We start from the raw sequence: 26,527 nt of genomic DNA, 5'->3' as shown, positions 1-26,527 counted from the left end.
TTAATCCGGTTGGGCCAGCGTACGCCGTGTATGCCACACCCTGAGTCATTGGGTTTCCTCCGCCGCCCGCGCTTTCAGCTCCTTGCGGATCACCTTGCCGGTCACGGTCATCGGCAGCGCGTCCAGGAACGCGACCTCGCGCGGGTAGGAGTAATGCGCGAGACGCTCCTTGACGTAGTCCTGCAGTTCCTGCTCCGAGGCCTCCGCCCCAGGTTTCAGCACCACATAGGCCTTGACGATTTCGGTGCGCAGCGCGTCGGGCTTGCCGACCACGCCAACTGTCGCCACCGCCGGGTGGGTCATCAGGCAGTCCTCGATCTCCGCCGGGCCGATGCGGTAGCCGCCGGAGGTGATCACATCATCCTCGCGGCCGACAAAGCGCAGGTAGCCGCCCTCCCAGATGCCGCGGTCGCCGGTGACCAGCCAGTCTCCGCGGAACTTGGCGGCGGTTTCTTCAGGCCGGTTCCAGTACTCCAGCAGCATCGAGGCAGAGCCGCGGCGGATGGCGACGTCGCCCTCATCCTCCGTGGGGTTGCCTGCCGCGTCGATCACCGCCAGCTCATGCCCCGGCACCGCTTTGCCGATGCAGCCCGGGCGCGGCTCAAAATCCGCAGCGCAGGAGGAGGCCACCATGTTGCATTCGGTCTGGCCGTAAAACTCGTTGATGGTCACCCCCAGCCGCCGCCGGCCCCAGGCGAGCATCTCCGCGCCCAGGGGCTCTCCGCCGCTGGCAACAGAGCGCAGGCCGTCGAGCCCCTGCCCGGCTGCCTTCAGCATCCGCAGCGCGGTGGGCGGGAAGAAGATGTTGCGCACGCCGGCCTCGGCAATCAGTTCCGCGCAGGCCTCCGGCGTGAACTTGTCCAGCCGCGCCGCCACCACCGGCACGCCCAGCGCCAGGCCCGGCATCAGCACGTCGAACAGCCCGCCGATCCAGGCCCAGTCCGCGGGCGTCCACAGGACATCACCCGGCTGGCCCAAGTGGTCATGGCTGATGGCAACGCCCGGCAAGTGGCCGGTCAGCACCCGGTGGCCGTGCAGCGCGCCCTTAGGGCTGCCGGTGGTGCCGGAGGTGTAGATCAGAACAGCAGGGGTTTCCGGGGTGGTATCGGCGAAAGGCACCGGGCCGCCGTCCGTTCCAGCGCCCTCAACCATCACTGCCTCGGTCAGATCCCCCAGCAGGTCCGCACCCTCGGCATCGGTGAAGACAAACCGCACCCCGGCGTCGCCAGCACGCGAGGCCAAAGCATCGCGTTTGAACAGCTTGAACAGCGGCACCGAGATGCCACCAGCCTTCCAGATCGCCAGATGCGCGGCGGCGCACCAGGGCGACTGGCTGAGCAGCACCCCGACCCGGTCGCCCGGCTGGATGCGGGTCAGCAGGTAACGCGCCAGCCCGTCTGTCATCGCGGCCAGCTCGCCGTAGGAAATGTCCCGGCGCGCGGGGCCGGTCATGTCGATCAGCGCCAGCGCCTCGGCAGGCTGCGCCAGGCATTGCGCCGCCATGTTGAGATGCTCTGGCAGGTCCCAGCTGCTATCTGCGCGAAGCCCCGGAATGTTACGCTTGTCATGCATCTTTAGACATTCCCGAAACGCATAGCAGCTATGCGGTATTTTGCTGTATTTTCAACAGGTAGCACCGGACAGTTTTGACTCAGATCAGAGTTTTCGGCCGCCTGCGGGTGCATCACTTCCGGGTAAACACGAGAAAAGGGACGCACCCCATGAAACGCATGGTTTCCGCGCTTGCGCTGACCTCTGCCCTGGCCGCAATGGCCGCCCCCGCCCTTGCCCAGGAGCAGGGCGACTGGACCGTCGGTGTCGGTATCGCCAACGTGAACCCGAAATCCGGCAACGGCACCCTGGCGGGCGCGCTTGCTGACATCGATGACGGCACCGCGCTGTCGCTTACCGTTGAATACTTCTTCCGCGACAACTGGGGTGTCGAACTGCTGGCGGCCTCGCCGTTTGAGCATGACATCAACCTGAACGGCGCCTATGTGGCCTCCGCCAAGCAGCTGCCGCCGACCCTGTCGGTCAACTACCACTTCCCCACCCAGGGCGTGATCAAGCCGTTCCTCGGCCTTGGCCTGAACTACACCACCTTCTTCGAGGAAGAGACCGCGCTTGGCACGCTCAAGCTGGACGACAGCTTCGGCGTCGCGGTGAACGCAGGCGCCGACTACCAGATCTCCGACAACGGTGCGCTGCGGTTCAACGTCCGCTGGATGGACATCGACAGCGACGCGACCCTGAACGGCGCCGCCATCGGCACCGCAGAGATCGATCCGGTTGTCGTGAACTTCGCTTACGTGCACCGCTTCTGATCCTTCGAGGGTCCGGTTATGGCCTGGCGGCCGGCCTCGTGCCGCCGGGTCTGTTTCAGCCCCGCGCCGCCCTTCGGGTGCGCGGGGTTTTCTTTGGCTTACATGGTGCCCATCAATTCGCGGCCAATCAGCATCCGGCGGATTTCGCTGGTGCCGGCGCCGATCTCCATCAGCTTGGCATCGCGGAAGATGCGGCCGACCGGGTTGTCGGACAGGTAGCCCGCACCGCCAAAGGCCTGCACTGCCTGATGCGCCTGGGTCATGGCGACCTCGGAAGCGTAAAGGCAGCAGGCGGCAGCGTCCTGACGGGTCACGGTGCCCTTGTCGCAAGCCTTGGCGACCTCATAGACATAAGCGCGGGCGGTGTTCATCGCGGTGTACATGTCGGCGATCTTGGCCTGCATCAGCTGAAAATTCCCGATCGGCTGGCCGAACTGCTTGCGCTCCTTCATGTAGGGCATCATTTCGTCCATGCAGGCCGCCATGATGCCGGTGCCGATCCCTGCCAGAACCACGCGCTCATAGTCCAGGCCGGACATCAGCACGCGCACGCCCTTGCCCTCTTCGCCCAGGATATTCTCGAACGGAACCTCCACATCCTCGAACACCAGCTCGGCGGTGTTGGAGCCGCGCATCCCCAGCTTGTCGAAATGCTTGGAGGTGGAGAAACCCTTGAATTCTTTCTCGATCAGGAAGGCGGTAATACCCTTGGAGCCCGCTTCCGGATCAGTCTTGGCATAAACCACCAGCGTATCAGCGTCAGGACCGTTGGTGATCCAGTACTTGTTGCCGTTCAGACGGAAATGGTCGTTGCGCTTTTCGGCCCGCAGCGACATCGAGACCACATCGGAACCGGCGCCCGCTTCGGACATTGCCAGCGCGCCGACATGTTCGCCCGAGATCAGCCGCGGCAGGTATTTCGCCTTCTGCTCCGCATTGCCGTTCAGCTTGATCTGGTTGACACAGAGGTTGGAATGCGCGCCGTAGGACAGCGACACGGAGGCGCTGGCACGGGCGATTTCCTCGACCGCTACAGTGTGGGCCAGATAGGACATGCCGGCGCCGCCGAATTCCTCCGGCACGGTGATGCCCAATAGGCCCAGCTCGCCCATTTCCTTCCACAGCTCTGCGGGGAATTCGTTCTTCTGGTCGATCTCCTGCGCCATCGGCTTGACGCGGTCCTGCGCCCAGCGGTGAACCACGTCGCGCAGCGCGTTCACATCCTCACCAAGATCGAAAGTCATGCTTGCGTTGAACATCCCGCGGTTCCTCCAGGGCAGAGCCAATTATATGAACAGTTGTTCAATTCAATAAAGGAGCGGCCGATTCGGGTCAATCGGCTTCCTTCCCCCCCCGGAAACGGCAACGGGCGGCCCCTTCCGGGACCGCCCGCCTTTTTTCGGTTCAGACCGCGTTAGCGGACCACATGGATCACCGTGCGGCTGTCGGCCTCAACCAGCACCGGCAGGCCGTTCAGGTAGACATAGCGGTAGTCCGATTCCGGAACCGGAGTCAGCTCGACCTCTTCCGGAATCATCACACCGGTCACAACCTCGCCCTGCACGTAAACCGGCTCGGTCGCGTGGCTGCGGACATAGGTCACAACCTCTTCGTCCGGCACCGCGACTTCACCCGCGGCAGCGCCTGCAATCGCGCCGGCCACTACGCCAGCCGGGCCTGCAATCAGGCCGCCGGTAATGGCACCGCCGACGGCACCCAGTTCGGCATCGTTTTCACCGGTTTTTTCATAGGTCACCGTGTTGATCTGAACCGGGCTCTCCTTGGCGACAACCGGAATGTATTCCTGCGTCACGTTGCCGGTCAGGTACTCGCCATAGGCCCAGCCGTCAGCGCCTTCGTAGCTGACCTTGCACCAGTTGCTCTCTTCGATGCAGCCTTCGAGGTCAACGGCCCCTTCTGCGGCGATGACACCGACGATGTCGTACTGCGGCCCCGGACCCGCGCGCAGGTTCAGGTCGGTCACGGCCTGCGCCTGGGCGCCGGCCCAGACCGGTGCGGCCAGCAGGGCCAGAGCGGAAGCGGTCAGGGCGATTTTGGACGTATGCATCGTTTTCTCCTCAATGCCGTTTCTAGTGTAAGGCGCCTCCTTGCGCCGTTGCGGGTGCTCAACGTCCGCATTTCGAAAATGGTTCCCAGGATCTTTTCGCCGCCACTTCGCGTAGAGTTGCCATGAGCGGGAAACAGCCGCTTCCCAACGCCAACAGGAGCACTGCATGACACGATTGAACCGCACTCTGGCCGCCGCTTTCTGCCTGCTGAGCCTGCCCGCCGCTGCCGAGGAGGTCGGTAAGATCGGGGTCGACTGGGTGGGAAATGACATTGTCATCGAGGCCATCGCCGACCCCAAGGTCCAGGGCGTGACCTGCCACATCGCCTATTTCGAGCGCGGGCTGATTGACCGGCTATCCAAAGGCAACTGGTTCGAGGATCCTTCGAATGCCTTGATCGCCTGCCGCCAGACCGGACCTATCACTGTTGGAGACATTGACCGCAGCCGAGACGGCGAGGATGTGTTCCGCGCCTCCCGCTCCATCATTCTGAAATCGCTGCGGGTGAAGCGCATTTTCGATGAGGCCAACCAGACGCTGATCTATGCCGCCCATGCGGCGGAACTGACGGACGGGTCGGCCAAGGTCTCGATCTCGACGGTGCCGCTCTATCAGGCGGACTGATAGACGGCGGAGACCTCGGCCCGGATGATGCGGGCGATCTGAGCGCAATCCTCCAGGCTGAAGGTCAGCGGCACCCTCATGTCAATGATGCCCGCCAGGATCCGGTCGCTTTGCGGCAGGCGTGGCGTCTCCGCATAGCGCCAGCTGTCATAACGGGAGGTGAAGGCCACCGGCTCCGGCGTGCCGAACCATTTCAGTTCCACTCCGCGGGCCCCGCAGCGGCGGACCACCTCCTGCACGGCCTCCTCGGACCAGTCCAGAAGCAGGAACTGGATCGAGGAGCCGACATAAACCTCCTGCGCGGGGCGCTCCACCACCGTCAGGCCGGGCGTGCCGCGCAGCCCCTCCTCCACCGCGCGGTAGCGGCCGTTCCAGCGCTCCGCCTGCGTGCCCAGATCGCGCAGCTGCGGCCGCAGGATGGCGGCACGCAGGTTGTCCATCCGGCCCGAGATATTGGGCGTCTCGTATTTCACCCGCTCGAACACCTCCGGCCCCGGCGCCGCCAGATGGCGGCCATAGAGCATGTAGGAGCCGGACATCATGATGGCGCGGGCGGCGATTTCTTCATCGTCCGTGACCAGAAGCCCGCCCTCGCCCGAATTCACATGCTTGTAGGTCTGGCAGGAATAGCAGCCGACCGCGCCGTGGCGGCCCGACAGCACCCCGTTCCAGGCGGCCCCCATGGTGTGGGCGCAATCCTCGATCACGGTGATGCCGGCCGCATCGCAGATTTCCATCAGCCGATCCATGTCGCACAGGTGTCCGCGCATGTGCGACAGCATCAGCACCTTGGCCATATCCGCCTTGGCGGCCAAGTCATCCAGATCGATGGTCAGGCTCTCGGTCACTTCGACGAACACCGGTTCCGCCCCGACGGAGGCGATGGACCCCGGCACGGGCGCCAGCGTGAAAGCGTTGGTCAGCACTTTGTCGCCGGGCTTGACCCCGACCGCCCGCAGCGAAGTCGCCAGCGCATAGCCGCCCGAAGCCACCGCCAGACAGTATTTTGCGCCCGTCTGCGCCGCGAACTCCTGTTCCAGCAGCGCGGTCTCGCCAGCCTCGCCCTCTGCCACGTTGTAGCGGTGCAGCCGCCCGTGGCGGAGCACCGCCAGCGCGGCTTCGATGGCGTCTTCGGGGATGGGTTCCTGCTGGGTGAAAGACCCGGTAAACTTTTCGCTCATGCGGCGTTTGTGGGCCGCAGCCGGTCAACGGTCAAGAGGGAAGCTGGAGCCTCGGTTTTCCCGAAACCGAGTTGCGGGATCACGCAATCAGCCGTTCCGCGACCTCGGGCAGGTCCTCGAACCGGTGCAGCAGAGCCTCCGGCTTCAGCACCGCCATGTCATCCCCGGATGGACCGAAAGTCACCAGCACAGACGGCACGCCGGCATTGGCTGAAGTGGTGCGGTCGGTGTCGCTGTCACCCACCAGAAGCGTGCGCGCGGGGTCGCCGCCTGCGCGCCGGGCAGCCTCGAACAGCGGCTCCGGGTCGGGTTTGCGCACCGGCAGGGTGTCCGCCCCCACCAAAGAGGCAAAGGCATCGCGCACGCCCAGGCTGCGCATCAGCTGGTCGGCCAGCGCTTCGGGCTTGTTGGTGCAGATGCCGACGCCGAAGCCGGCGGATTTCAGCACCTCCACCGCCTCCATCGCGCCGGGGTACATTACCGAATGAAGATCGATAGCATCGCGGTAAGCGGCCAGCAGCACCGGATAGAACTCATCCACGGTGGCCTCGCTGAACTGGTTTGCCCGCTTAAGGCCGTGAGCGAGCATCATCCGGCCGCCGCGCAGGGCGACCCCCGCATCCTGCGGGTGGCTCAGCACATCCCCCAGCCCCATTTGCCGGAAACAGGCGTTGGCCGCAGCCAGAAGGTCGCCCGAAGTATCTGCCAGCGTGCCGTCCAGATCGAAGATAACCGTTCGCATGCCCTGCCCTTTCGGCACTTTTCCGCCGCCTGATGTTGCAGGCCGCAACCTTGTTTGATGGCGCTATCTCTTGCGCCCCGCCCCTCAGCGGATAAAACGGGAGCGCTAAAAAGACAAAGAGAAAAGCGATTATGAGCATTGCCCTTGTCATCCTGGCGGCCGGAAAAGGCACGCGGATGAACTCCGACCTTCCGAAAGTGCTGCACCCGATTGCCCAGGCGCCGATGCTGGAGCATGCAATGGCCGCGGGCCGCGCGCTGGCGCCGGAGCGCACTATCATCGTGGCAGGGCACGGGTCTGACGAGGTCCGCAAGGCAGTGGCCGGCATCGACGAAGAGGCCGAGGTTGTCCTGCAGGAAGAGCAGCTTGGCACGGCCCATGCGGTGGACCAGGCCCGCGGCGCTTTGGACGGGTTTGAAGGAGATGTAGTTGTTCTTTACGGCGACACCCCGTTTGTCAGCGCCGAAACGCTGGAACGCATGATCGACGCCCGCCAGCGCGCTGACCTGGTGGTACTGGGGTTCGAGGCCGCCGATCCGGGCCGCTATGGCCGCCTGGTAATGGAGGGCGACAGCTTGGAGCGGATTGTCGAGTTCAAGGATGCGGGCGAGGCCGAACGCGCAATTTCGTTCTGCAACTCCGGTCTGATGGCAGGCAAGTCCAGCGCGATGTTCGATCTGATCGCCAAGGTCGGAAATGAAAACGCCTCCGGCGAATACTACCTGACCGATCTGGTGGAACTGGCCCGGCGCGAGGATCTGAAAGTGACCGCAGTGTCCTGCGACGAATCCGAGACGCTGGGCGTCAACTCCCGCGCCGAACTGGCGCAGGCGGATGCGCTGTTTCAGGCGCGCGCGCGTTCAGAGCTGATGGAGCTGGGCGTCACCCTGATGGCGCCGGAAACCGTCTACCTCGCCTTTGACACACATATTGGCCGCGACACGGTGATTGAACCCAACGTGGTCTTCGGCCCCGGCGTCACGGTCGAAAGCGGTGCGCTGATCCGCGCGTTTTCGCATCTGGAGGGCTGCCACGTCAGCCGCGGTGCCAAAGTGGGGCCATATGCGCGCCTGCGTCCCGGCGCGGAGCTGGCCGAGAACACCCACATCGGCAATTTCGTCGAGATCAAGAACGCCGAGATTGCCGAGGGTGCCAAGGTGAACCACCTCAGCTATATCGGCGACGCCACGGTCGGGGAAGCGGCAAATATTGGCGCAGGCACGATAACCTGCAACTATGACGGGGTGATGAAGCACCGCACCGAGATCGGCGCGCGGGCCTTTATCGGGTCGAACACCATGCTGGTGGCCCCGGTCCGGATCGGCAACGAAGCGATGACGGCAACCGGTGCCGTCGTCACGAAGAACGTCGAAGACGGCGACCTGGCCATTGCCCGCGCCGAGCAAACCAACAAACCGGGCCGCGCGCGCAAGCTGATGGATATGCTGCGCGCCAAAAAGGCCCGCCTGCAGAAGGGAGCCATGTGATGTGCGGAATTGTCGGCGTACTGGGCAATCACGAGGCCGCCCCGATCCTAGTCGAAGCGCTGAAGCGGCTGGAATACCGCGGCTATGACAGCGCAGGCATTGCCACCGTGAACAACGGCGCCCTGCGCCGCCGCCGTGCGGTGGGCAAGCTGGTGAACCTGTCCGACCTTTTGGTACATGAGCCGCTGGCCGGGAAATCCGGCATTGGCCACACCCGCTGGGCCACCCACGGCGCGCCCTCGGTCAGCAACGCCCACCCTCATCGGGCCGGCGCGGTGGCGGTGGTGCACAACGGCATCATCGAAAACTACAAGGAACTGCGCGCAGAGCTTCTGAACTGCGGCATGGAATTCCGCACCGAGACCGACACTGAGACCGTCGCCCTGATGACCGAGCGGTACCTGAAGGAAGGCCTCGCCCCTGTTGACGCGGCCTTCAGGACGCTCGACCAGCTGGAAGGCGCCTTTGCGCTGGCCTTTCTGTTTGACGGCGAGGAGGATCTGATCGTCGCTGCCCGTAAGGGCTCGCCGCTGGCAATCGGCCACGGCGACGGCGAAATGTTCGTGGGCTCGGACGCCATTGCGCTGGCGCCGCTCACCGACCGGATAACCTATCTGGAGGAAGGCGACCGCGCCGTTGTCACCCGTGCCGGCGCTGAATTGCGCAATGCGCGCGGCGAATTGGTGAACCGGGAAACCAAGACCATCCAGATCGACGCCACCCAGGTCGACAAGGGCGGCCACAAGCATTTCATGGCCAAGGAAATCGCTGAGCAGCCGCATGTGATTGCCGAGGCCATCCGCCATTACCTGCCGGTCGAGGAAGACGCCGTGCGCCTGCCCGGCGAAGGGGTGGATTTCTCAGGCGTCGAGCGGCTGACCATGGTGGCCTGCGGCACGGCCTATTATGCCTGTGTCACTGCCAAATACTGGTTCGAGCAGATCGCCCGCCTGCCGGTCGAGGTCGACATCGCCTCGGAATTCCGTTACCGCGAGCCACCGATCCCGGGCAAGACACTGGCGCTGTTTGTATCCCAATCGGGCGAGACCGCTGACACCCTGGCAGCGCTGCGCTATTGCCAGGAAAAGGCGGACAAGATCCTGTCGGTGGTCAACGTCCCCGAAAGCTCCATCGCGCGGGAAAGCGATCTGGCCTTGCCGATCTTTGCCGGGCCGGAAATCGGCGTGGCCTCCACCAAGGCCTTCACTTGCCAGCTGACGGTTCTTCTGGCACTGGCGCTGAAGGCCGCCTGCGACCGCGGCCACCTGAGCCCGGAAGAAATGTCCGAATACGCCACTGCGATCCGCGGGCTGCCCAATGTTCTCTCCTCGGCGCTGGAACAGAACGAGGCGATCCGCCTCGCGGCGCAGAAAGTCAGCGAAGCCCGCGACGTCCTCTTCCTGGGCCGTGGCCTGATGTTCCCGCTGGCGCTGGAGGGCGCCTTGAAACTGAAGGAAATCAGCTACATACACGCCGAGGCTTACGCCTCCGGCGAGCTGAAGCACGGCCCCATCGCGCTGATCGACAAAAACATGCCTGTGGTGGTGCTGACCCCCCGGGACTCGCTGTTCGACAAATCCGTCTCCAACATGCAGGAAGTCCTGGCCCGAAAGGGGAAGGTGCTGATGATCTCCGATCAGGATGGCATTGACGAGGCGGGCGACGACGTCTGGTGCGCAATCCGGATGCCCCGCGTCAAGGAGGCCCTGTCGCCGATCCTCTACGCAATCCCTGCGCAGCTCTTGGCCTACCACACCGCGGTGGCCAAGGGAACCGACGTGGACCAGCCGCGCAACCTGGCAAAATCGGTGACAGTCGAGTGACCAGCATGAAATTGGCAGAAGCACTGGCGCAGCTGGAGGCACAGGCAGATCCCGGCCGGGCAGAGCAAATGGCCGCGTACCACAAGCAGAGCCGTCGGGTTCTGGGAGTTCCCAACCCGGCCACCAATGATCTGAACAAATCCTGGCGGCAGAGCTTGAGCGTTGCTGAGCGCGCAGACCTTGCGCGCGCCCTTTGGGGCACCGACATATTCGAGGCCCGCATTGCCGCCGCCAAACTGCTCACTCAGGCACGGATCAAGGACGACGGGGCCATCTGGGAGCTGCTGCAATCCTGGGTGCCGGAGTTCGACAGCTGGGCAATTGCCGATCACGCCTGCTCCGCCATTTCGAAACGGCTGCTGGCTGATCCTTCCCGGCTGGACACCGCGGAGGAGTGGTCCCGGTCAGACCACATGTGGACCCGGCGCGCGGCGCTGGTGGCCACCCTGCCCTGGGCCAAGATGAACAATCTGAAACCTGCCGATCAGGAGGCCCGCGAGCGGATCCTGGACTGGGCGGCGTCCTATGTGCCGGACCGCGACTGGTTCATGCAAAAGGCCGTCGCCTGGTGGCTGCGCGACCTCAGCAAGCACGATGCCGAGCGCACCCGCGCGTTTCTGGCGGAACATGGCGATGCCATGAAGGCGTTTGCGCGCAAGGAAGCCGCAAAATACCTGAAAGACGCCTGACTCAGCCACGAACCCGTCGGGAACAGCTGAGCAGCACCCGCACGGCCGAAGCAGGCGGTTGATCTGCCCCTTCAGGAGCTCAAACCTCAGCCCGCGGGCAGCACCTGCACCTCGGCCAGCTCGGTCAGCGGCAGGCCCAGCGCCCGCATCGCGCCGATCGAAAGACGGCTGCCGCCGGAGGCCTCGCCCGGAACCGGCTTCAGCGTCACCACGACCTGGGTATTGCGGCTGGAGCGGATCAGCGCCTGCTGCTCAGCCGCCACCAGCGGCGTTTCCATCCACATGCCCGGCAGCGACGGATCGCCCAGCGAGGCAACCGTGGTCGCGGAACCGCGGAATGACGGCGCGGATGGAGACGTGGGCGCCAGCGGCTCCGCCTCCGCCACGTCGACGCCCGGCGCAGGCTCCAGCACGGGGTCCTGCGGCTCCGCCGCGGCGGGGCTGCCGGAGCCGTTCAGAATGGAAGAATTCAGCTGGATGCCGTTGCAGGCCGCCAGCAGGGAAATCGAGGCGAGGGAAATGACTATCATACGCATGAGCAAACCCTAGCTCCGGGCGAAACTCTTTGCCAGACACAAATGCTGACTGCCCCTTGCCGCGGGCGGTGCCCCGCTTTACCTAGGAGACATGACGGCTCCGCTTATTGATCCCTTCGCCCGCGCAATCACTTACCTGCGTGTCTCGGTCACCGACCGCTGCGACTTCCGCTGCGTCTATTGCATGTCCGAGAACATGACCTTTCTGCCCAAGAAGGACCTGCTGACGCTGGAGGAGCTGGACCGGCTTTGCTCCACCTTCATCCGGCTGGGGGTGGAAAAGCTGCGCATCACCGGCGGCGAACCGCTGGTGCGCCGGGGCATCATGACCTTTTTCCAGTCGATGAGCCGCCATCTGGAGTCGGGTGCCCTGAAGGAACTGACGCTGACCACCAACGGCTCGCAGCTGGTGAAATACGCCGACGACCTTTATGCCGCCGGGGTGCGCCGGGTGAACATCTCGCTCGACACCCTGGATGAACAGAAATTCGCCGATGTCACCCGCTGGGGCCGCCTGCCGCAGGTGCTGAGGGGTATTGACGCCGCCCAGAAGGCGGGCCTGCGCGTCAAGATCAATGCTGTGGCGCTGAAAGGCTTCAACGAGGAAGAACTGCCCGCCATCACCCGCTGGTGCGCCGAACGGGACATGGACCTCACTTGGATCGAGGTTATGCCGATGGGCGAGGATATCGGCGCCATGGAACGCATCGGCCAGTACTGGTCGCTGAAGGACGTGCGCGCGGAATATGAAAACCACTACTCCGTTACCGATCTCGCCGAACGCACCGGCGGGCCGGCGCGGTATGTGCGGCTGGAGGAAACCGGGCAGAAGATTGGCTTCATCACGCCTCTGTCCCATAACTTCTGCGAGAGCTGCAACCGGGTGCGCGTGACCTGCACCGGCGAGATCTACACCTGCCTCGGCCAGGAGGGCAAAGCTGATCTGCGCGGCCCCCTGCGCGCCAATGAAGAAGGCACCGGCGTATTGGAAACCGCAATCCGCGCTGCCATCGGCGACAAGCCCCGGGGCCATGATTTCGACTATTCGCGCCAAGAGGCCGGCGGCCAAATTTCCCGCCACATGAGCCACACCGGCGGCTGAACATGTCGGGAGCATCAACAGCGCCCAAGACGCTGCTCTATTCCCTTTACTGCGGTGTCAGCGCTTTGATTGCGCCCCTTGCCTGGCGCAAGGTGGCGGGTAAGCTGCGCGATTACGGCCTGCCGGAGGAACGGGTGCGCGAGCGCCTGGGCCATGCCTCCCTGCCCCGCCCCGCGGGTCGGCTGATCTGGTTCCACGCCGCCTCGGTCGGCGAAAGCCTGTCGGTACTGACCCTGATTGCCCGCATGGGCGAACGAGATCCCGCGGCTGAGTTCCTGATCACCTCCGGCACGCCCACGTCCGCCGAGCTGATCGCCAAACGGATGCCGCCGCGCTGCCGCCACCAGTTCCCGCCACTGGACACCGGTACCGCGGTGGACCGCTTTCTGGCCCATTGGCAGCCCGATCTGGGGGTGTTCGTGGAAAGCGAGCTGTGGCCGCAGATGCTGGTGCGGGCCCGCACGGCCGGCTGCCCGCTGGTGCTGCTGAACGCCCGGCTGTCGGACAAATCGGTGGCGGGCTGGACAAAACGCCCGGCCACCGCGCGGTTTATCCTCGACCAGTTCGCCCTGCTGGTCACTCAGAACCAAAAGACCGCCGCCAACCTGCAGGCTATGGGGGCCGCCCCGGACCGCATCCGCCCCGGCAGCAATCTCAAGGCCGTCTCCGCGCCGCTGCCGGTCGATCAGGACGCCCTCGCCGAGGTGCGCGTCAGCATTGGCGACCGCCCAGTCTGGGTCGCTTCTTCTACCCACGAGGGCGAAGAGGAAACCGTGCTGGAGGCCCATAAAGCTGTGCTGAAACAGCATCCGGACCTCTGCCTGCTGCTTGCCCCCCGCCATCCGGAACGCGGCGATGCGGTTGAAGCACTGATCAAGGATGCAGGGCTCAGCTGCGCCCGGCGCAGCAAGGGCGTGCTGCCCGGCCCCCGAACGCAGGTCTACCTGGCCGACACGCTGGGCGAGGTCGGCACCTGGTACGCGCTCTGCCCGCTGGTCTTCCTCGGCGGCTCGCTGCGCGAAATCGGCGGCCACAACCCGTTTGAGCCGATGCAGGCAGGCTCCGCCGTGATCACCGGCACCGGCCACTACAATTTCGCCGAGACCTATGCCGAGCTGACCGCCCTTGGCGCCGCGGCGGAGGTGCGATCGGCAGCGGAGCTGGCCGAACAGGCTGCCAAGTGGCTGGGGCAGCCGGAAGCCTTTCAGGCCGCCCGCGATGCTGCCGGGCAGTTCATCTCCCGCCAGTCGGATCAATTGGACAAGACGGTGGACGCCCTGCTGGCGCTTCTGCCTGATAGGAGACCGTGATGGCACAGGTTGACGCCAACAAAATCGAAGTCATCGCGCCAAATTTCAAACGCCGCCTGTCCGGCGTCACATCCACCATCGTGCGGCTGGTGCCGCTGCAGCGCCAGCATATTGCCATCGCCACCGCAGGCAGCGGCCTGCCAGGGGAGATGCCGCATCTGTCGGCGGCACAGCTCATTCTCATGCCCCGCAACGGCCCTGCAGGCGCCCGCGTCTGGCACGCCCGTCGCAATGTGGAAATGCTGGGTGGGCTGGCGCTCAAATACCTCTTGGGCAAGCGGCTGAAGCTGTTGTTCACCTCCGCCTCGCAGCGCCATCACTCCGGCTATACCAAGTGGCTGATCTCGCAGATGGACCGGGTGATTGCCACCTCGGCCAAGGGCGCAGCCTATCTGGAAAAGCCGGTGCAGGTGGTGCATCACGGGATCAACACCGGGGAATTTGCACCGCCCGCCGACAAATCGGCACTGCGGCGCGAGCTGGGACTTCCGGAAGACGCCACCCTGATCGGCTGTTATGGCCGCATCCGGGCGCAGAAAGGCACCGACGTCTTTGTCGATGCCATGCTGGAGGTGCTGAAAGCCCACCCCAGGGCGGTGGGCCTGGTGATGGGCCGCGCCACCGAAAAACACGTGGCGTTCGAAAAGGAACTGCGCGCCAAGGTCGAGGCTGCAGACCTGTCGGAACGGCTGCTGTTCCCGCCGGAGGTGCCGGTCTGGGAGGTGTCCCGCTGGTATCAGGCGCTGGACCTCTATGTCGCGCCGCAGCGCTGGGAAGGGTTCGGCCTCACCCCGCTCGAAGCGATGTCCTGCGGCGTGCCGGCCGTGGCCACCCGTGTCGGCGCTTTCGAGGAGCTGATTGCGCCGGGCGAAACCGGCCTGCTGATCGACCCGGGCGAAACCCGCCAGATGGTAGATGCGATCAACGAAGTCCTGTCCACCGAAGGCCGGCTGGCCGAGTGGTCCGCGGCGGCCCGCAAACACGCGATGACTAATTTCGCGCTGGAGAAAGAGGCGGAAACGCTGGTCGCCATCTACCGCGAACTGCTGGAGCACTGACCCCAGCGCCACAGCGCAACCAGATCTTTCTTCATCTGGCCGGAAATATCCTCGGGGGTGAATTGTGCCGCAGGCGCAAGAGGGGGCAGGCAGCCCCCTCCCCGATATCATTCAGGCCGCAGGCATCCGCTGCTCAACGATCTCCGCCCACCAACTGCAGCCAGCCGGAATAGCGTCGTCGTTGAAGTTGTACTCCGGGTGATGCACCATCGCTGTGTCGCCGTTGCCCATCAGGATATAGGCGCCGGGGCGCTCTTCCAGCATGAAGGCAAAGTCTTCGCCGCCCATCACCAGCGGCGCATCCCCGCAGGAGCCGGAGACGCTGGCTGCCACCTTGGCGGCGAACTCGGTCTGCTCCTCGTGGTTCACCATCACCGGATAGCCGCGGTGATAGGTGATGTCCGCAGTGCCGCCAAAGGTGGCAGCGATGCCCGTGCAGACCTCGTTGATCCGCTTCTCAGCCAGATCGCGCATGTCCTTGGACATGGTGCGCACGGTGCCCTTGATCTGCACCTTCTGCGGGATCACGTTGAACGCCTTGGAGGAGGTTTCGAAGGACGTCACCGAGACCACGATCTGGTGCACCGGGTCGGCATTGCGCGAGGCGATGGTCTGCAGCGCCAGCACCGCCTGGGCCGCCAGAACGGTGGTGTCGACGGTCTCATGCGGCTTGGCAGCATGGCCGCCGCGGCCTTCGAAGGTGATGTCGAACTGGTCGGTCGCGGCAAAAAAGGAACCCGGGCGGATCGCAAAGGAGCCCAGCGGCTGGCCCGGCCAGTTGTGCAGGCCGTAGACCTCCTGCACGCCCCAGCGGTCCATCAGACCGTCGTCGCACATCACCTTGGCGCCACCGCCGCCTTCCTCGGCGGGCTGGAAGATCACCACCACGGTGCCGTCGAAATTACGGGTCTCGGACAGGTACTTGGCCGCGCCCAGCAGCATCGCGGTATGGCCGTCATGGCCGCAGGCATGCATCGCGCCGGGGGTCTTGGAGGCATAGTCCAGCCCGGTCTGTTCATGGATCGGCAGCGCATCCATGTCGGCGCGCAGACCAATCACCTTGCCGGAGGTGTCCGCCTTGCCCTTGATCACGCCGACAACACCGGTGCGGCCGATGCCGGTCACCACCTCATCGCAGCCGAACTCCTGCAGCTTCTGAGCCACCAGCGCGCTGGTGCGGTGGGTTTCGAACAGGATTTCCGGGTTTTCATGGATGTCACGGCGCCAGGCGGTGATTTCATCCTGCAGTTCGGCAAAGCGGTTCTTGACCGGCATTTCTCACTCCTTTGGTTGTCTTTCCCCGCAGCCTCAGGCCGCGGGCATTCTTCGTTCCACCAGCTCGGCAAACCAGCTGCATCCCAAGGGAATCGCTTCGTCGTCAAAGACATAGGCCGGGTGGTGGCACATCTGGGTGTCGCCGTTACCGAGGAAAATATAGGCGCCGGGGCGCTGCTCCAGCATGTAGGAGAAATCCTCGGACGGCATGATCGGCGGGGTCTCGGCATCGACCTTGGCAGAGACCGCCTGCGCGGCCTCCACCGCATGGGCGGTTCCGTTTTCATCATTGATTGTAACGGGATAGCCCGGCAGCCATTCGACCTCAGCCGTGGCGCCGAAGGCAGCAGCAGTGCTTTCGGCGACCCGGCGCACCCAGTCCTCGGCCTGGACGCGGTATTCCGGGTCCAGCGTGCGGACGGTGCCCTGAAGCTTGGCGGTATGGGCAATCACGTTCGACGCGGTGCTGTCGGTCTCGAAGGTGCCGACGGTCAGCACCACGCGTTTGACCGGGTCCACGTTGCGCGACACGATCGAATGCAGCGAGACCACGATCTGCGAGGCCACCAGCGTTGTATCAATCGCCTCATGCGGCGCGGCGGCGTGGCCGCCCTTGCCAGTGACGGTGATGATGAACTCGTCCGAGGACGCCATCAGCGGACCGGGGCGGATGGCAAATTCACCGACCGGAAGGCCGGGCATATTGTGCAGGCCGTAGACCTCCTGAATGCCCCAGCGGTCCATCAGCCCGTCGTCGCACATCGCCTTGCCGCCTGCGCCGCCTTCCTCGGCCGGCTGGAAGATCAGCACTGCCTTGCCGTCGAAATTCCGTGTCTCTGCAAGGTACTTAGCCGCGCCCAGCAGGATCGAGGTATGGCCGTCATGGCCGCAGGCGTGCATCATGCCGGGCGTCTTGGAGGCATAATTCACACCCGAGGCCTCGGGGATCGGCAGCGCGTCCATATCGGCGCGCAGGCCGATGGCTCGGCCCGAGGTGTTGGTCTTGCCCTCAATCACCGCCACCACGCCGGTCCGGCCGACGCCGGTGGTGATGTCGGTGATGCCGAACTCCTTGAGCCGTTCCGCCACAAAGGCGGCGGTCTCGTGCACCTCGTACATCAGTTCGGGGTTCTCGTGCAGGTGATGGCGCCAGGCTGTGATCTCCTGATGCATCTCGGCAAAGCGGTTCTTGGCCGGCATTTTCCCCTCCCCCTTTATGTTTTAGGTTCCGTTGCGGCAGACTGTCCGCGAAAAAACTTAGCTTCGCAAGTATCCGGGGCCGTCAGGACGCGGCGGCACCCGGCAAAGCGGGGGAGACATGCCCCCTCTTGAGCATCTCCTTTAGGCCCCACTGGCATCAATCTGAGCACGAAAGGCCCGGTTTCAAGGCGCGGGGATCACTCCTGCAGCTTTTCCACCAGCCCGCGCATGAAAGCATGGCCCGCGTTGAACTGCGCCACAGTGATATACTCGTTCGGCTGATGCGCCTGAGCGATATCCCCGGGGCCACAGATCACCGCGGAATACCCCGCCTGCTGGAACTGGCCCGCCTCGGTGCCGTAGCTTACCACATGGGAGCCATTGTCGCCGGTCAGGGCGCGAACCAGGGCCTCTGCCTCGCCATCCTGTTCCGGAACCAGGCCAGGAACGTCGAAATGCTTGGACACGTCAATGCGGGCCTCCGGGTGGATGGCCTGCATCTCCGCCTCGACCGCGCGCACCTTGGCAAAATAGGCGGCTTCCCAGTCGGCGGCATTCTCGCCCGGCACCACCCGGAAATCCATCATGAAGCGGCAGTCCTTGGCGGTGATGTTATGGGCGGTGCCGCCCTCGATCATGCCGACATGGCAGGTGGTCCATGGCGGGGTGAACATCGCCTGCACCTCACCCGGCTCCTTGGCCATGTTCTCCGCATTCTTCCGGTTGGCCCAGTCGATCATCTTTGCCCCATGCATGATGGCGCTGACGCCGGTATGCATGAGCGAGGAATGCACCTCGAACCCGATCAGATGGGTGGCGTATCCGGTGCCGCCTTTGTGGCCCGTCACCGCCTTCATCATCGACGGCTCGCCCACAATCACGGCGGAGCCCTTGGGCAGCACGGGCTGCATGGCTTCGATCATCGGCGGCGCGCCGGTGCAGCCGATTTCCTCGTCAAAGCTCAGCGCCAACTGCAGCGGACGCGTGACGCCTTGCTCATGCGCCTCGACCAGCGCCCAGATCGCCAGCGCGTCGTATCCCTTCATGTCGCAGGTGCCGCGGCCGAAATATTTGCCGTCCCTCTCCACCACCGAAAAGGGGTCGGTGTCCCAGGGCTGGCCGTCCACCGGCACCACATCGGTGTGGCCCGAAAGCACAACGGCGCCTTCTTCCATCGGTCCCACGTGGGCAAAGACAGCGGCCTTGTGCGGCTGGTGCGGATCCACCCAGCGATGGTTTTCGATGCTGTGGGAAGACAGGTATTCCTGCACCCAATCGACCAGCGGCAGATTGGTGTCCCGGCTCACCGTCGGAAAGGAGACCAGTCTTTCCATAATCTCCAGCGGTGTCAGTTTAGCATTCATGGTCAGTACCCGCTGTCCGTTGTCAGCACGAAATGGCCCGGTTCGAGTTCCAGGTATTCCGATGGCGCAGGCTCGTAGCCGACCTCGTGAATCGGCGACGGGATCGGCTTGAAGTTCAGTTCCTTCTCCGACTTGCGCTGGCGCGGGTCTGCAATCGGGACCGCCTTCATCAGCGCCTGGGTATAGGCGTGCAAGGGATTTTCGAATACGCGGTCGCGCGGACCGATTTCGACGATGCGTCCCAAATACATGACGCCCACCTGATGGCTGACGCGCTCCACCACTGCCATGTCGTGGCTGATAAACAGGAACGAGAGGCCAAGTTCCGCCTGAAGCTCCATCATCAGGTTCAGCACCTGCGCCTGCACCGACACGTCGAGCGCCGAGACCGCCTCATCCGCGACAATGAGCTTTGGGTTCAGGGCGAGCGCGCGGGCGATGGCGATGCGCTGGCGCTGGCCGCCGGACATTTCGTGCGGGTAGCGGCGCATGAAACTGCGCGGCAGGTGGACCCGGTCGAACAGGCTGGCGACCCGGTCGTGCAGTTCCGATCCTTTGGCCAGTCCGTAGTTCTTGAGCGGTTCCGCCACCTGGTCGATCAGCTGCATCTGCGGGTTCAAGGACGCGAAGGGATCCTGAAAGATCATCTGCATGTCCTGGCGGGCTTTGTGCATTTCCGAGGCGCTGAATTTCAGCACATCGCGGCCTTCGAAATTCACCTTGCCCGACAGCGGCTCCACCAGCCGCAGGATCGAGCGGCCGGCCGAGGATTTGCCGCAGCCGGATTCGCCGACCAGCGACAGGGTCTGCCCCTTGAACACCTTGAAGGACACATCTTCCACCGCGTGCACGTTGGAGATGGTGCGGCGCAGCAGGCCGCCCTTGACCGGGAAGCGGGTGGTCAGGTTCTGCACGTCCAGCAGCACCTCGTCTGTGCCCTTGATCGGTTCGATCTTTTGGTCTTCGACGCCCATCAGCTTCATCGGCTCAGGGTACATTTTGCCGCGCATCTCACCCAGTTTAGGCACCGCAGCGAGCAACGCTTTGGTGTAGTCGTGCTTGGGGTTTTCGAAAATTTCCTCGACGGGGCCTTCCTCAACCTTGTTACCGCGGAACATAACCACGACGCGGTCGGCCATCTGCGCCACCACCGCCATGTCGTGGGTGATGAACATCACTGCGGTTCCGGTTTCGCGTTTCAGCCGGTCCATCAGTGCCAGGATTTCTGCCTGGATGGTCACGTCGAGCGCGGTTGTTGGCTCATCAGCAATCAGAAGCCGCGGCTCGCAGGCCATTGCCATGGCGATCACCACCCGCTGGCGCATGCCGCCGGACAGCTCGTGCGGGTACTGCTTCAGGCGGCGCTCCGGTTCCGGGATGCGCACCTGACGCAGCAGTTCCAGCGCGCGTTCCTCGGCCTGGGCCTTGGACATGTTCTTATGGATGCGGAGGCCCTCGGTCAGCTGGCGGCCGACGGTGAACACCGGATTGAGCGCTGTCATCGGCTCCTGAAAGATCATACCGATCTCGTTGCCGCGAATCTGTTTCATCATCTCCTGTTCTGAAGTGGCAAGGTTGGTTTCCCCGCCCTCGCGGCGGTTGAACAGCAGCTCGCCGCCCGCGATTTCACCGCCGCCGAACTCCACCAGCCGCATCAGCGACAGTGAGGAGACCGATTTGCCGGAACCGGATTCGCCCACGATACAAACGGTTTCCCCGGGACTGACATCAAAAGAGACGTCTTCGACGCCGACAACCGGGCCGTCCTTGGTCTGAAACTCCACCCGCAGGTTTCTTATGGACGCAATGGCGTTGTCCAGCATGACGGCTCCCTGTTTTTCTTGTCTGGCCCGCCAGAGAAGGCGGCCTCAGGTTCCGGAGTAAACTCTACTTTGCACAAAAATGCTCATGCAAATAATGCATGGGCATTTCGAAATTGGAATTTGCAATTTCCCGACAAAAGCGCTTCGATACCCCTGTGGTTGCCTGCAGGCTTGCACGTGCCGGCGCGTCCGGCGCAGTGTTAAGGGTTTATAGTTTCAGCGTTTTCCCATTGCTTGCAGACCCGGAGCCACACTTCCGCAGCAATGCGGCAATCTTCCGGGCCGCAACAGGCCCGGCCAACGAATAAGACACCAAACGTGTCCGACAAGGAGAGTGTGATGAAACTGAAATCCCTATTGATGGGTGCTGTTGCCACGGCCTCGCTGGCGCCTGCGGCCTTTGCCGAGCGCGGTGCGGACGGCCAGGTCAACATCATCTACTGGCAGGCGCCGTCGATCCTGAACCCGTTCCTGTCCGGCGGCACAAAGGACATTCAGGCGGCCTCGCTGGTGATCGAGCCGCTGGCCCGCTATGACCCCGACGGCAACATGGTCCCCTATCTGGCGACCGAGATCCCGACCGTTGAAAACGGCGGCGTCAGCGAAGACCTGACCTCGATCACCTGGAAGATCGCCCCGGGCATCAAATGGTCCGACGGCACCGACTTCACCGGCCATGATGTCAAGTTCACCGCCGACTACTGCATGCACCCCGAAGGCGGCTGCGCCCAGCTGACCAAGTTCGAGGGCGTCAGCTCCGTCGAACTGGTCGACGACATGACGGTCAAGGTCACCTTCGACAAGCCGACCCCCTTCCCCTACGGCCCGTTCACCGGCGGTGAAAGCCCGATCCTGCAAAAAGCGCAGTTCGAAAACTGCATGGGCGCCAAGGCACCGGAATGCACCGAGGCAAACTTCGGCCCGATCGGCACCGGCCCGTTTGTGGTCGATGAGTTCAAGCCGAACGACGTGATCACCATGTCGGCCAATCAGAACTACCGCGACCCGGCCAAACCGGCCTTTGCCAAGGTTCTGTTCAAGGGCGGCGGTGACGCGACCGCAGCGGGCCGTGCCGTGATGGAAACCGGCGAGTTCGACTATGCCTGGAACCTGCAGCTGGCGCCGGAAGTGATCGCCCAGATGGAAGCAGGCGGCAAGGGCAAACCGGTTGCGGGCTTCGGTTCGCTGGTCGAACGCATCATGCTGAACCAGACCGACCCGTCGCCGAGCCTGCCGGAAGGCGAGCGTTCCACCGCCAAGCATCCGCATCCGTTCCTGAAAGATCCGGCGGTCTACAAGGCGATGTCGATGGCCATCGACCGCCCGCTGCTGGTGGAAATCGGCTATGGCAAGGCCGGCAAGGTCGGCTGCAACTGGGTGCCTGCACCGGCGGCCTTTGCCTCCGACACCTTTGACTGCTCCACCCAGGACATCGAAGGCGCCAAGGCGATGCTTGAGGAAGCCGGCTACAAGGACACCAATGGCGACGGCGTGCGGGAGACCCCGGACGGCAAGCCGATGAAGATCCTGTACCAGACCTCGACCAACGCCGTGCGCCAGGACTTCCAGGCGCTGATCAAGGAATGGTGGGGCCAGATCGGCATCGAATCCGAGCTGCGCAACATCAACGCCAGCGTGTTCTTCGGCGGCGACCCGGGTTCTCCCGACACCTTCCAGAAGTTCTATGCCGACGTTGAAATGTACGCCAACAACTTCGACGGCACCGACCCGCAGGCATATCTGGCGAACGGGCTGTGCGACAAGGCGCCCAAGCCCGAGTCGCAGTGGCAGGGTGAGAACATTTCGCGCTTCTGCAACGAGGAGTTCGACCAGCTGCACGCCGAGCTGACCAAGACCGCCGGCCTGGAAGCCCGTGCCGAGATCGCCAAGCGCCTGAACGACATCATGGTCGAAAACGGCGGCATGATCCCGCTGGTGCACCGCGGCCGCCTGTCGGCGCATTCCAACACGCTGGGCGGCGTTGATCTGAACGTCTGGGACAGCGAGCTGTGGAACGCAGCTGACTGGTACCGCATCAAGTAAGCCTGGCTTGCTTTACCGGGGCCCCGGCACAGCGCCGGGGCCTCTTGCCATCTGCAGGGGCCGCCTTGCGGCGCTGCGCATGGTCTGGATGCAGAGCCCCGCCTGATCCGAATTCAATACAAGTTGCAAAGGCGCTTAGCAGATGCTGACCTTTACAATCCGGCGGCTGATCCTGGCAGTTCCGACACTGCTGTTCATCAGCCTCGTGATCTTCCTGCTGCTGGAGCTCGCCCCCGGCGATCCGATGGCGCAGGTCCCCCTGACCGTCCCCCCCGAAGTTAAAGAAAAGATGCGCGAGGCGCTTGGCCTCGGCCAGCCGATGCACATCCGCTTCTGGAAGTGGCTGGTCCAGTTCTTCTGGATCGAGCCGCAAGTTATGATCGATCATTACCTCGGCACCAGCTTCTCGGCCGGTGATCTGCGGGTGATCTCCTGGCAGACCCGCTCGCCGGTGATGGACATCGTCATCCAGCGCATGCCGCAGACCCTGTGGGTGGTCGGCACCGCTTATGTTGTCGCGATCCTGATCGCGCTGCCGATCGGCATCTATTCCGCCTACCGCCAGTACAGCTGGTTCGACCAGCTGGGCACCTTCGTGTCGATGGTCGGCTTCTCGGTGCCGCCGTTCTTCTCCGGCGTGCTGGTGATCGTGATCTTCTCGGTGCAGCTGGGCTGGTTCCCGTCGATCTATGACACCACCCATGTGGTCGACAGCTGGGACAGCTTTGTCTACCAGCTGAAGCAGATGATCATGCCGGTGATGGTGCTGGCGCTGCAGATCACCGCGCAGCTGAGCCGGTTCATGCGCGCCTCGATGCTGGACAACCTGAACCAGGATTACGTCCGTACCGCCCGCGCCAAGGGCCTCAGCGAGTATATCGTGGTCATGGTCCATGTCCTGCGCAACTCGATGATCCCGGTGGTCACCGTGATCGCGCTGGGGATCCCGTCTATCTTCGGCGGCGCCATCATCACCGAGCAGGTGTTCAAGGTGAACGGCATCGGCCAGCTCTTGATCGGCGCCATCCAGGCCAACGACCTGCCGATGGTGCAGACGCTGACCTTCATCTTCGCGGTGCTGATCGTGCTGTTCAACCTGATCGCCGACGTGCTTTACGGCATTCTTGACCCGAGGATCCGCTATGACTGACAAGGAACGCTTCGTGCCGGATGAAGGCATGGCTCCGGCCTCAACCGCGGTGCCCGGCGCCGCTCAGCTGGAGGAGCTGCACAATCCGCCGCGCAGCCAGTGGCTGAATGTCTGGCATCAGTTCAAATCCCACCGCGGGGCGCTGATGGGCGGGGCTCTGTTCCTGTTTATCATCCTGGCAGTCTATCTGGGTCCCTTCGTGTGGGACATCGAGGCCACCAAGATCGACATCCGGGCCCGCAACCAGGGCCCCAGCTGGGCGCATCCCTTGGGCACCGACCAGCTGGGCCGGGACATGCTGGCCCGGATGATGGCGGGCGGCGCGACTTCTGTTTCCGTCGGCCTGACGGCAATGCTGCTGGCGCTGGGTCTGGGATCGCTTCTCGGGGTGCTGGCGGGGTTCTTCAAGAAGCTGGACGGGCCGCTGATGCGCTTGACCGACCTGTTCCTCGCCCTGCCGCTGCTGCCACTGCTTCTGGTGATGATGCTGCTGTTCCGCGAGCCGCTGAATGCGGCCTTCGGTCCGGAACAAGGGATTTTCATCCTGATCGTGGTCTCGATCGGCGTCACCAGCTGGATGCCCACCGCCCGCATCGTGCGCGGGGATGTGCTGGCGCTGAAGGAGCGCGAGTTCGTGATGGCGGCCCGCTCCATCGGCACTACAAACAGCGGGCTGATCACGCGGCACATCCTGCCTAACGTGCTGTCACCGATCATGGTCTCGGCCACCCTGGGGATTGCCACCGCGATCATCACCGAATCCTCGCTCTCCTTCCTCGGCCTCGGCTTCCCGCCGGATTTCCCGACCTGGGGGCGGCTGCTGTTCGATGCCACCGACTACCTGCAGCAGTATCCTGAGCGGGTGTTCTGGCCCGGCCTGGCGATTTCGCTGACGGTCCTAAGCGTGAACTACCTAGGTGACGGTCTGCGCGACGCGCTGGACCCGCGGATCCGGGGCCGCTGAGCGAACGTCACAGAAACGATCGAGGGCCGCCCCGTCAGGCGGCCCTTTTCACTTGCACACGCGCCACAGTGTTCAGTGCAGCTTCTTCCGGATCCGCTGGATGCCCAGCCACACCAGCCCGATCACCGGCAGGGTGACGGCTGCAATCAGCACCTTCTTGGTTATCCCGTAGCGCTCTGCCAGCGGAAACAGAAAGTCGGAGACCAAGGATATCGCATAATAGCTGACAGCCACCACCGACAGACCTTCGACCGTGTGCTGCAGGCGAAGGGCGATATCGGCGCGGCGATCCATACTGGCGAGCAGCGCCTGGTTCTGGGCCGAGCGTTCCACATCCACCCGGGTCCGCAGCAGCTCCCCTGCCCGGCGCGCCCTTATGGCGAGAGTATCGAGCCGTTTCTCGGTGGAGTTCACCGTCCGCATCGCAGGTTCGAACCGGCGCAGCATGAACTCGGCAAAGGTCTGGAACCCCTCATGGCGTTCCTCGCGCAACAGGCTGATGCGCTGGCTGACCAACGCGTCATAGGCCCCCGTCGCGCCGAAGCGGAAGGCAGACTGCGCCGCCATCGCCTCCAGCTCAGCTGAGACCGCCAGCAGCTGGGTGAGGATTTCCTCGGCCGGTTTGGTGCCGCCGGTCATTTCCACCATCATCTCGGAGAGGCGGGTGTCCAGCTTCCCGATTACCGGCGTCAGCCCGCGGGCGCGGGAGAAGCCCAGCATGGACATTGCCCGGTAGGTCTCGATCTCGCACAGCCGCTGCACCACCCGGCCCACCCGCTGGCTGCCCGTGTCCGCATTTGGAAAAATGGCAAATCGCACATGGCCCGCCGGGTCGATGCGGAAGTCGCCTGCGACCACGGCGCTGTCGTCCAGCACCTGCGAGACCGCCAGGCTTTCCGGCACGAACCAGTCGTGCATGGTGGCTTTCAGCACCGCGGGTGCCGCGCGCGGCACCACCCGGATCAGCGCCGAAGTGATCCGCTGGCCCGGTGCCTCCGCCAGCCAGTCCGCGGGAAAGATGTCAAAATCAGCCGGATCAAAGGCCCGTGCGCTGACACCGTCGTAGTAGACAGTATAGCTCACGAACTCGGTGTGCTGCTCCCACTTCAGCATATGGCGGCCGATCTGCGCGGTGTGGTGGGTCGCGCCAGGCTGCGGATGAGGCGCCCCGTGGCGGTCCAAGAGCTGGATCAGATGCTGCATGTCCTGCATGCGGTCTCGGTGCACTGCCTCGCGCGGCTGCTTCACCGCCAGATAGGCCACGGTGCAGGGCGAGGTCATAGTCGGGAACGGGCGGGCATGCAGCTCATTCGTCAGCTGATAACGCAGCGGATGATCTTGGATCGGTGGCATTCTGGGTCTCCGGGGCAATGCCGGCGACCATACTGCGGCCAAGAAAACATGTACAGAAATGTTTTATTTCAACATGTTACCTGAATGCAACGGCATACAACGGACCGGAGCAAGCCTAAGCGCGCCAAGGCTCAACATGAAAAAAGGCGCCCTGGATGTAGCGCCTTTTCAATTGTTTGACTGCCCGCTTACTGGACCAGGCCCAGCAGGTTGTCGAGGCTTGCTTTTGCGTCGCCGTAGAACATGCGGGTGTTCTCCTTGAAGAACAGCGGGTTCTCGATGCCCGAGTACCCCGTGCCCTGGCCGCGTTTGGAGACGAACACCTGTTTCGCCTTCCAGCACTCCAGAACCGGCATGCCGGCGATCGGCGAGTTCGGGTCCTCCTGCGCCGCAGGGTTCACGATGTCGTT

The 26,527-nt window shown here is 63.9% G+C and carries 24 protein-coding genes; 12 read left to right on the top strand and 12 right to left on the bottom strand.

The window, feature by feature from the left end; genetic code table 11:
- Positions 1–45: 45 nt before the first annotated feature.
- Positions 46–1,572 carry an AMP-binding protein gene (locus tag KUV26_RS00120; protein ID WP_222506933.1) on the bottom strand — a complete coding sequence of 509 codons (1,527 nt, stop codon included), beginning with the start codon at positions 1,570–1,572 and terminating at the stop codon, positions 46–48.
- A gap of 149 nt (positions 1,573–1,721) precedes the next feature.
- On the opposite strand from KUV26_RS00120, the gene KUV26_RS00115 reads away from it, so the two are divergent.
- On the top strand, positions 1,722–2,324 hold the full coding sequence (locus KUV26_RS00115) for an OmpW/AlkL family protein (RefSeq protein WP_222506932.1): 603 nt from the start codon (positions 1,722–1,724) through the stop codon (positions 2,322–2,324).
- Positions 2,325–2,422: 98 nt separating this feature from the next.
- Here the strand turns inward: KUV26_RS00115 and KUV26_RS00110 are convergent, their stop codons facing one another.
- Both KUV26_RS00110 and KUV26_RS00105 read right to left on the bottom strand, forming a co-directional pair.
- Positions 2,423–3,583 (bottom strand): isovaleryl-CoA dehydrogenase, encoded by a 1,161-nt coding sequence (locus KUV26_RS00110; protein WP_222506931.1) that lies wholly within the window; start codon positions 3,581–3,583, stop codon positions 2,423–2,425.
- A 155-nt stretch (positions 3,584–3,738) separates the two neighbouring features.
- On the bottom strand, positions 3,739–4,392 hold the full coding sequence (locus tag KUV26_RS00105; protein ID WP_222502115.1) for a DUF1236 domain-containing protein: 654 nt from the start codon (positions 4,390–4,392) through the stop codon (positions 3,739–3,741).
- Between the two features lie 166 nt (positions 4,393–4,558).
- On the opposite strand from KUV26_RS00105, the gene KUV26_RS00100 reads away from it, so the two are divergent.
- On the top strand, positions 4,559–5,017 hold the full coding sequence (locus KUV26_RS00100; protein ID WP_222506930.1) for a CreA family protein: 459 nt from the start codon (positions 4,559–4,561) through the stop codon (positions 5,015–5,017).
- On the opposite strand, the gene KUV26_RS00095 is transcribed toward KUV26_RS00100, so the two are convergent.
- Positions 5,005–6,198: a DegT/DnrJ/EryC1/StrS family aminotransferase gene (locus KUV26_RS00095; protein ID WP_222506929.1), complete on the bottom strand. Its 1,194-nt coding sequence runs from the start codon at positions 6,196–6,198 to the stop codon at positions 5,005–5,007. The two genes, KUV26_RS00100 and KUV26_RS00095, sit on opposite strands and share 13 nt — an antisense overlap.
- A gap of 79 nt (positions 6,199–6,277) precedes the next feature.
- Positions 6,278–6,940, bottom strand: a complete 663-nt coding sequence (locus KUV26_RS00090) for an HAD-IA family hydrolase (protein WP_222506928.1) — start codon at positions 6,938–6,940, stop codon at positions 6,278–6,280.
- 131 nt (positions 6,941–7,071) lie between these two features.
- On the opposite strand from KUV26_RS00090, the gene glmU reads away from it, so the two are divergent.
- The 3 genes from glmU to KUV26_RS00075 are packed head-to-tail and all read left to right on the top strand — an operon-like array spanning position 7,072 to position 10,939.
- Positions 7,072–8,427 (top strand): bifunctional UDP-N-acetylglucosamine diphosphorylase/glucosamine-1-phosphate N-acetyltransferase GlmU, encoded by a 1,356-nt coding sequence (gene glmU, locus KUV26_RS00085; protein WP_222506927.1) that lies wholly within the window; start codon positions 7,072–7,074, stop codon positions 8,425–8,427.
- Positions 8,427–10,250 carry a glutamine--fructose-6-phosphate transaminase (isomerizing) gene (glmS, locus tag KUV26_RS00080; protein ID WP_222502110.1) on the top strand — a complete coding sequence of 608 codons (1,824 nt, stop codon included), beginning with the start codon at positions 8,427–8,429 and terminating at the stop codon, positions 10,248–10,250. Before glmU ends, glmS begins: the two co-directional genes overlap by 1 nt.
- A gap of 5 nt (positions 10,251–10,255) precedes the next feature.
- Complete coding sequence (locus KUV26_RS00075) at positions 10,256–10,939, top strand: DNA alkylation repair protein (protein ID WP_222507486.1); 684 nt, start codon at positions 10,256–10,258, stop codon at positions 10,937–10,939.
- A gap of 86 nt (positions 10,940–11,025) precedes the next feature.
- Here KUV26_RS00075 and KUV26_RS00070 read toward each other — a convergent pair whose 3' ends face one another.
- Entirely contained in the window at positions 11,026–11,475 is a 450-nt protein-coding gene (locus KUV26_RS00070; RefSeq protein WP_222506926.1) for a hypothetical protein, read from the bottom strand.
- Between the two features lie 91 nt (positions 11,476–11,566).
- Here KUV26_RS00070 and moaA point away from each other — a divergent pair, with 91 nt between their 5' ends.
- The 3 genes from moaA to KUV26_RS00055 are packed head-to-tail and all read left to right on the top strand — an operon-like array spanning position 11,567 to position 14,945.
- Positions 11,567–12,577: a GTP 3',8-cyclase MoaA gene (gene moaA, locus KUV26_RS00065; protein ID WP_222506925.1), complete on the top strand. Its 1,011-nt coding sequence runs from the start codon at positions 11,567–11,569 to the stop codon at positions 12,575–12,577.
- Between the two features lie 2 nt (positions 12,578–12,579).
- The gene (locus KUV26_RS00060) at positions 12,580–13,887 is read left to right on the top strand and encodes a 3-deoxy-D-manno-octulosonic acid transferase (protein ID WP_222506924.1); all 1,308 of its coding nucleotides are present in this window, start codon (positions 12,580–12,582) and stop codon (positions 13,885–13,887) included.
- The gene (locus tag KUV26_RS00055; RefSeq protein ID WP_222506923.1) at positions 13,887–14,945 is read left to right on the top strand and encodes a glycosyltransferase family 4 protein; all 1,059 of its coding nucleotides are present in this window, start codon (positions 13,887–13,889) and stop codon (positions 14,943–14,945) included. The genes KUV26_RS00060 and KUV26_RS00055 overlap by 1 nt, the downstream gene beginning before the upstream one ends.
- 111 nt (positions 14,946–15,056) lie before the next feature.
- Here KUV26_RS00055 and KUV26_RS00050 read toward each other — a convergent pair whose 3' ends face one another.
- From KUV26_RS00050 to KUV26_RS00035, 4 genes are all read right to left on the bottom strand, one after another.
- Entirely contained in the window at positions 15,057–16,220 is a 1,164-nt protein-coding gene (locus KUV26_RS00050) for a M20 aminoacylase family protein (RefSeq protein WP_222502104.1), read from the bottom strand.
- 33 nt (positions 16,221–16,253) lie between these two features.
- Complete coding sequence (locus tag KUV26_RS00045; RefSeq protein WP_222506922.1) at positions 16,254–17,420, bottom strand: M20 aminoacylase family protein; 1,167 nt, start codon at positions 17,418–17,420, stop codon at positions 16,254–16,256.
- Positions 17,421–17,617: 197 nt separating this feature from the next.
- Positions 17,618–18,784 carry an acetylornithine deacetylase gene (gene argE / locus KUV26_RS00040; protein WP_222506921.1) on the bottom strand — a complete coding sequence of 389 codons (1,167 nt, stop codon included), beginning with the start codon at positions 18,782–18,784 and terminating at the stop codon, positions 17,618–17,620.
- A gap of 2 nt (positions 18,785–18,786) precedes the next feature.
- Positions 18,787–20,607 carry an ABC transporter ATP-binding protein gene (locus KUV26_RS00035; protein WP_222506920.1) on the bottom strand — a complete coding sequence of 607 codons (1,821 nt, stop codon included), beginning with the start codon at positions 20,605–20,607 and terminating at the stop codon, positions 18,787–18,789.
- Between the two features lie 98 nt (positions 20,608–20,705).
- Here KUV26_RS00035 and KUV26_RS00030 point away from each other — a divergent pair, with 98 nt between their 5' ends.
- From KUV26_RS00030 to KUV26_RS00015, 4 genes are all read left to right on the top strand, one after another.
- Complete coding sequence (locus KUV26_RS00030; protein WP_222506919.1) at positions 20,706–20,915, top strand: hypothetical protein; 210 nt, start codon at positions 20,706–20,708, stop codon at positions 20,913–20,915.
- 31 nt (positions 20,916–20,946) lie between these two features.
- Positions 20,947–22,650 (top strand): peptide ABC transporter substrate-binding protein, encoded by a 1,704-nt coding sequence (locus KUV26_RS00025; protein ID WP_222506918.1) that lies wholly within the window; start codon positions 20,947–20,949, stop codon positions 22,648–22,650.
- Between the two features lie 142 nt (positions 22,651–22,792).
- Positions 22,793–23,800: an ABC transporter permease gene (locus KUV26_RS00020; protein ID WP_222506917.1), complete on the top strand. Its 1,008-nt coding sequence runs from the start codon at positions 22,793–22,795 to the stop codon at positions 23,798–23,800.
- Positions 23,793–24,764: an ABC transporter permease gene (locus KUV26_RS00015; protein WP_222502097.1), complete on the top strand. Its 972-nt coding sequence runs from the start codon at positions 23,793–23,795 to the stop codon at positions 24,762–24,764. Before KUV26_RS00020 ends, KUV26_RS00015 begins: the two co-directional genes overlap by 8 nt.
- Before the next feature lie 72 nt (positions 24,765–24,836).
- Here the strand turns inward: KUV26_RS00015 and KUV26_RS00010 are convergent, their stop codons facing one another.
- Both KUV26_RS00010 and KUV26_RS00005 read right to left on the bottom strand, forming a co-directional pair.
- Entirely contained in the window at positions 24,837–26,117 is a 1,281-nt protein-coding gene (locus KUV26_RS00010; RefSeq protein WP_222502096.1) for a DUF3422 family protein, read from the bottom strand.
- A gap of 188 nt (positions 26,118–26,305) precedes the next feature.
- The coding region (locus KUV26_RS00005) for an NAD(P)(+) transhydrogenase (Re/Si-specific) subunit beta (RefSeq protein ID WP_222506916.1) at positions 26,306–26,527 on the bottom strand (222 nt) is incomplete at its 5' end.

It is taken from the genome of Leisingera daeponensis, assembly GCF_019801465.1.
Classification (GTDB): domain Bacteria; phylum Pseudomonadota; class Alphaproteobacteria; order Rhodobacterales; family Rhodobacteraceae; genus Leisingera; species Leisingera daeponensis_A.
Note: the sequence above shows the minus strand (reverse complement) of the source record. Positions and strands in the feature narration are given on the sequence as shown.